The 5678-nt window shown below is 69.2% G+C and carries 2 protein-coding genes and 1 pseudogene; 1 reads left to right on the forward strand and 2 read right to left on the reverse strand.

Translation table 11 applies throughout. The annotated features are described in order from the left end of the window. Window positions 1–222: 222 nt before the first annotated feature. Window positions 223–2640 carry an N-acetylmuramoyl-L-alanine amidase gene (locus tag ABZ904_RS50325; protein ID WP_361005992.1) on the reverse strand — a complete coding sequence of 806 codons (2418 nt, stop codon included), beginning with the start codon at window positions 2638–2640 and terminating at the stop codon, window positions 223–225. A 488-nt stretch (window positions 2641–3128) separates the two neighbouring features. Here ABZ904_RS50325 and ABZ904_RS50330 point away from each other — a divergent pair, with 488 nt between their 5' ends. Continuing rightward, a complete protein-coding gene (locus tag ABZ904_RS50330; RefSeq protein WP_361830966.1) occupies window positions 3129–5087 on the forward strand; it encodes a hypothetical protein in 1959 nt (652 codons plus the stop codon). Between the two features lie 288 nt (window positions 5088–5375). Here the strand turns inward: ABZ904_RS50330 and ABZ904_RS50335 are convergent. Beyond that, window positions 5376–5678 (reverse strand): annotated as a pseudogene (locus ABZ904_RS50335) (hypothetical protein); the annotation flags it as partial.

The raw sequence follows: 5678 nt of genomic DNA on the forward strand, positions 1-5678 counted from the left end.
ACTGGTGCCCGTCCGCACAGCCGCCTGCTGAATCACCCACCAGCCAACTCCCCAGGCCAACACGCCCCGTGATCAATCGCGGGGCAGCCCGTTAGCGCGAGTGATCATGGCCCCTTACGCTGGCCCGCGGATCGGGCGGGCTTGTGGACCTGCCCCGAAAGAGCCCTCTGCCCGCGGCCTTTCCGCGGGCAGAGGGCTCTTTCGTCGGGTGTGGCCGGCCGGTCAGCCGATGGTTGCGATGCCGTCGGTGGTGACGGTCGGGCGGCCCGAGGTGCCGACCACGACGATCTTCACGGTGTGCTTGCCGGAGCTGGACCAGCTCTTGGTCCAGATCGCCTGGCGGTACAGGGTCGTGGAGGACTTCAGGTCCACCGTGGTGACCTTGGTGCCGTCGACGTAGACGTACGCCTGGCCCGAAGTGGAGGCCCGGGAGACGATCCAGGCCACCGAACGTCCGGTGAAGGTCCAGCTGATCGACGCCCCGGCGGACGAGGAGCTGTAGGAGTAGCCACCCAGGTAGCTGGTGCTGCTCTTGTGGGTCCAGGTGCCGGTCCGGGTGGTGGAGGTCTCCTGGATGATGTTCGGCGTACGGGAGACGGAGGCGCCACCGGTGTTGCCGGCCACGTCGTACGCCTTCAGCGCGAACAGGTCCGAGGTGCCGGGCTTGGCGCTGGTCGCCCAGGAGGTCACCGTCGGGCCGAAGGTGGCCGAGGACGGCGCGGTCGCCATGACCTTGGCGAGCGCCGCATTGTCGGCGGCCTTCCAGTTCACCGTGACCGGGACGGCGGTGGAGCTCACCGTGCCGGTGCGTACCTGCACGCCGGGAGAGGTCGGGAAGGTGGGCGCGGTGGTGTCACCGACCAGAGTGACCGAGCCCGACAGCGTGGTCGACCCGCGCACGTGGGTGGCGCGCACCTGGACGGTGTGGCTGCCGGCGGCCACCGAGATGGAGGCGGAGCGGGCGGAGCCGGAGGTGTGCGCCACGGCTTTGCTGTCGACCAGGACGTCGAATCCGGAGATCACCGCGGACGGCGTGGCGGTCGTCCAGCTCACCGTGGCTGCGCCCTTGGTGTAGTAGCTGGTCCCGGACTTGGTCGCCCCGCCGGACATCCCGGTGACGGAGAGCGCGCCGACCGGGCCGGCCGCGTAGGAGCGGATCGTGCTCAGGGCGTTGTAGAGCTGGTTGCCGGGGCAGTCGGTGGCGAATCCGTTGCGGTGCCCGGAGATCGCGTCGAAGCTGTAGTTCTTGCCCAGGGTGAAGCCGTAGCTGTCGGAGGCGCCCTCGGGCAGCGACGCGGTAGCGGTGCCCGGGTTCACGCCGGTCATGCCGAATTTCCAGGCTGCGATGCGGGCGATGGAGGCCAGCATCGCCTGGCTCGGCGTGGCTCCGGGGAAGGTGCTGGCCGTGGAGTCGCCGCCGGTGAGGTCGGTGTACGTGCCGATGGCGGCCACGCCCATGCTGTTGGTGTTGAACCCGTAGGTCTGGGCGCCCACGATCGGCAGCGCCATCCCGCCGAAGCGGCCCTCGAAGATGGTGCCGCACTTGTCGACGAGGAAGTTGTAACCGAGGTCGCGCCAGCCCTGGTTGAGGTGCTCGGCGTAGATGCCGCGCACGATCGCCGGGGAGTCCGTGCAGGAGTAGTTGTTGGTGGTGTCCGTGTGGTGGACGAACATCACCTTGACTGCCGAGCCGTACGTCGGGTAACCCGATTCCCGGGCGCACTCGTCCGCGCCCCAGCCGGCCCGGGTGACCACGGTGGGCGGGGCCACCGTCGAGGTGGTCGCGGACGGCATCGGGTTCGGCGGGGTCGGTGACGCCGACGCTGAGGGGCTGCTGGAGGAGGTCGTGCAGGACGGGTACGCCTGGGACAGCGACGGTAGCTGGCTGGGCCAGGACGTCGGGGACGCGCTCGGCGAGGTGGAAGCGGAGGCGGAGGCGGAGGTCCCGGTGGACGGTGCGACGGATGCCGAGTCGGTGGCCGTGGGGGTGTCCGTGGGTGAGGCGGAGTCCGTTGCGGTCGGGGTGCCCGAAGCGCCGGTGCCTGTGGTAGCCGTTGCCGTGTCGGTCGGGGCGGCGCTGTCCGTTGGCGGTGTGGTGTCGGTGGCAGCCGGGGACGCCGTGTCGGCGGCGGTTGCGTCCATGGCGTATCCCGCCGGGTCCATGCCGGAGGCTTGCGTCCCGCCGGCGGCGGGCTTGCCCGGGTCGACCAGGTCCACCCGCAGCCCGGCGGGCAGCGCGGTCGTCTTGCCGGTGCCGGTCGCGCGGACCTGGATTCCGTTCGACGACCCCGACCACATCGGGGACATCCCGCCGCGCACACCGGGACGGTTCAGCTCGTCGGCGTCGGGGATGTCGTCCGGCTGCTGCATCTTCAACCACTGGGTCCAGTGGCCGCTGACGGCAGAGCGGGTGCGTACCTCCACCGTGCCGCGCAGCTTGGCGTGCGCGCCGTTCCAGGTGACGCCCACCATGCTGAACGCGGCCGTGGACTGGGCCCCCAGCGTCTTGAGCGACGCGCTGGTCCCGGTCAGGGCCAGCGAGTGGACATGCGTCTTGATCGGCGCTGGCGCGGCCGACGCATGGCCGCCCGATCCGGCCATCGCGACGGTCGCGACAGCCGCGCTACCCCCGGCTATCACCGCCCCGAGCGCCACCCACGTGCGCGTTTTCAGTCCGGCTCGACGACCGCGCCGAGCCCCGTGTTCAGTTTTCATGCCCGCCCTGAAGCCTCATCGTTGTCATAACTGTCCCAGCAGGGCACAGCTGTCACATGAGTGCCCTGGAGTAACAGCGCGCCAGAACGTTCAAGCGTCACAGATCCCGAACCCGGGTAGGGAACGGACGCACGCCGACCATCGGGTCCGCAACGCGCCCCCGGCTCCGTCTGAGCCAGCGTGGCGCGTGCGATCAAGAGCCGTCGATGACGCGGTCGAGCAGCGCTCGTGCCTCGGTCGCCTGCCTACGCAACTCTGATCAAGCATTTACCTGTTCCGCATTGTTCGTGGTCGGCGGTGTGGCTAGCGTTCCTGCGCCCCCCATCTGCGGATCTCGCATCGGCATTGATCGGCAGCATCCGACTGTCATGGGCAGACCATTCGGTTGCCACCACCAGAAGAAGGGCATTTCCTTGCTCTCAAGGAGACGTCGGGCGGCATCCACCGCCGCCCTGCTGTCCACCACGGCATTCATATCGACCGGATGGCTCACGGCCACCGCGTCCGCCGCACCGTCGGCCGCCGGGGCGCCCCATGTCAAACACCTGTGCGCCCACGCCACCACGCCGGGCCACGTGGCGTGCCTCGCCGAGGCCCGCACCGACGTCGTCCAGCACCTGACTGTCAGCCCGGACACCACCCCGTCCGGTTACGGCCCCTCAGACCTGCAGAGCGCCTACAACTTGCCGTCCATCACGGCCGGTTCGGGCCGGACCGTGGCGATCGTCGACGCCATGGACGACCCCAACGCCGAGTCCGACCTCGCCGCCTACCGGTCCCAGTACAACGTTCCCGCCTGCACCACGGCGAACGGCTGCTTCCGCAAGGTCAACCAGAGCGGCGGCACCACCTACCCGAGCGCGGACTCCGGCTGGGCCGGCGAGATCTCTCTCGACCTCGACATGGTCAGCGCCGCCTGCCCGCAGTGCCACATCCTGCTCGTCGAGGCCTCCTCCACGGACATGACCGACATCGGCAAGGCCGAGGACGAGGCCGTCGCTCTCGGCGCGAAGTACGTCTCCAACTCCTTCGGCGGAACCGAGGACCCGACCGAGACCACCGCCGACGTCCAGTACTTCAACCACCCGGGCGTCGCCATCACCGTCAGCGCGGGAGACAGCGGCTACGGCGTCCAGTACCCGGCCTCCTCCCCGTACGTCACCGCGGTGGGCGGCACCTCGCTCAGCCGCGCGAGCAACTCCCGCGGCTGGAGCGAGTCGGTGTGGTCCACCGACTCGACCGACGGCACGGGATCCGGATGCTCCGCGGAAGAGGCCAAGCCCACCTGGCAGTCCGACACCGGCTGCAGCAAACGCACCGTCGCCGACGTCTCGGCGGTCGCCGACCCGGCCACCGGCGTCGCGGTCTACGACACCTACGGCGCCTTGGGTTGGGACGTCTACGGCGGAACCAGCGCCTCGTCGCCCATCATCGCGGCCACCTACGCGCTCGCCGGCACCCCGACCGCGAGCAGCTACCCGTCCTCCTACCCCTACGGCCACAGGTCGGCGCTGAACGACGTCACCGCGGGCTCCGACGGCACCTGCTCGACGAGCTACCTGTGCGCAGCGGGCTCCGGGTACGACGGCCCGACCGGCCTCGGCACCCCCAACGGCACCACCGCCTTCGCCGGCGGCGCCAACACGGTCAACTCGCTGCAACCCGGCCAGAAGCTCGCCTCCGGCCACCGCCTGAGCAGCGCGAACATCACGCTTGCGATGGGCAGCGACGGCAATCTGGTCGCCTGCCTTAAGACGAACGGCACGAGCAGCAGCGGCCCGGCGATCTGGTCCAGCCACACCTCCGGCCACTCCGGCGCCTACGCCTACATGCAGACCGACGGCAACCTCGTCGTCTACTCGAGCACCGGCAGCGCGCTCTGGTCCACCCACACCAACGGCCACACCGGCGCGTACTTCCTGGTGCAGGACGACGGCAACATGGTGGTCTACGGCTCCGGGGGCGGGCCCAGCACCGGCGGCTCGCTGTGGTCGGACGGCACTTACACGCGGTCGACGAAGATCGGCTCGGGCCAGAAGCTTCAGGGCGGCTGGTGGACCCAGACCCAATACACCCGCCTGGTAACGCAGCCGGACGGCAACTTCGTTATCTACCGCAAGCACGACGGCAAGGCGATCTGGTCCAGCCACACCTCCGGCCACTCCGGCGCCTACGCCTACATGCAGACCGACGGCAACCTCGTCGTCTACTCGAGCACCGGCAGCGCGCTCTGGTCCACCCACACCAACGGCCACACCGGCGCGTACGCCCTACTGCAGAGCGACGGCAACTTCGTCGTCTACACAAGCACCGGCGGACCCGGCAAGGGCGGCGCCCTGTGGGCCAGCAACACTCGGTCGTACGTGCCCTGAGCCGTACATTCTCTGGAAAAATGGCGATGACCTGGGGAAAACCCCAGGCCATCGCCTATGTAGAGCCCCTTGCCGGATTCGAACCGACGCCCTTCGCTTTACAAGTTCGATCACAGTCCGGGGCCACCTCCCGGAATGGGCCCTCGTGACTGTCCGGCGCTCTGGCTGTAGCCGCTATTGTCCGCCCTCGCTCAGCGTCGTTGATGTCACCTGGTGATGTCTGCCGGACGTCCTATCCACCCAGCCGTTTTCCCTCCGGTGCGCGTGGCGCCTCGACGGCTTGCCCGCCTAGTCATCGGCAGAAGTTGCTGTCGATCGACCGGCAGGCTGGTGATCGTGGCCATCGGTTGGGGAGACGATGTCCACCGTGCGGGTTTGTCGGCCATCGGTGAGCATCTGCCAGCCCACCAGAAGGGCCAGGACAGCGAGCAGAGCGGATGAGGTGATCGTGGTTCCTACTCCGAGTCCGCCCTGCGCAACGGGCTTTTCCACCGCGTTCTCCGCCACCGCTCCGAGCGGGCGGGTCAGCACGTAGGCCGCCCAGAACAGCACCGTGCCCGAGATCGGGGTCAGATAGTGCGCGGCGAGGAT

It is taken from the genome of Streptomyces sp. NPDC046900 (assembly GCF_040644975.1).
Taxonomy (GTDB): domain Bacteria; phylum Actinomycetota; class Actinomycetes; order Streptomycetales; family Streptomycetaceae; genus Streptomyces.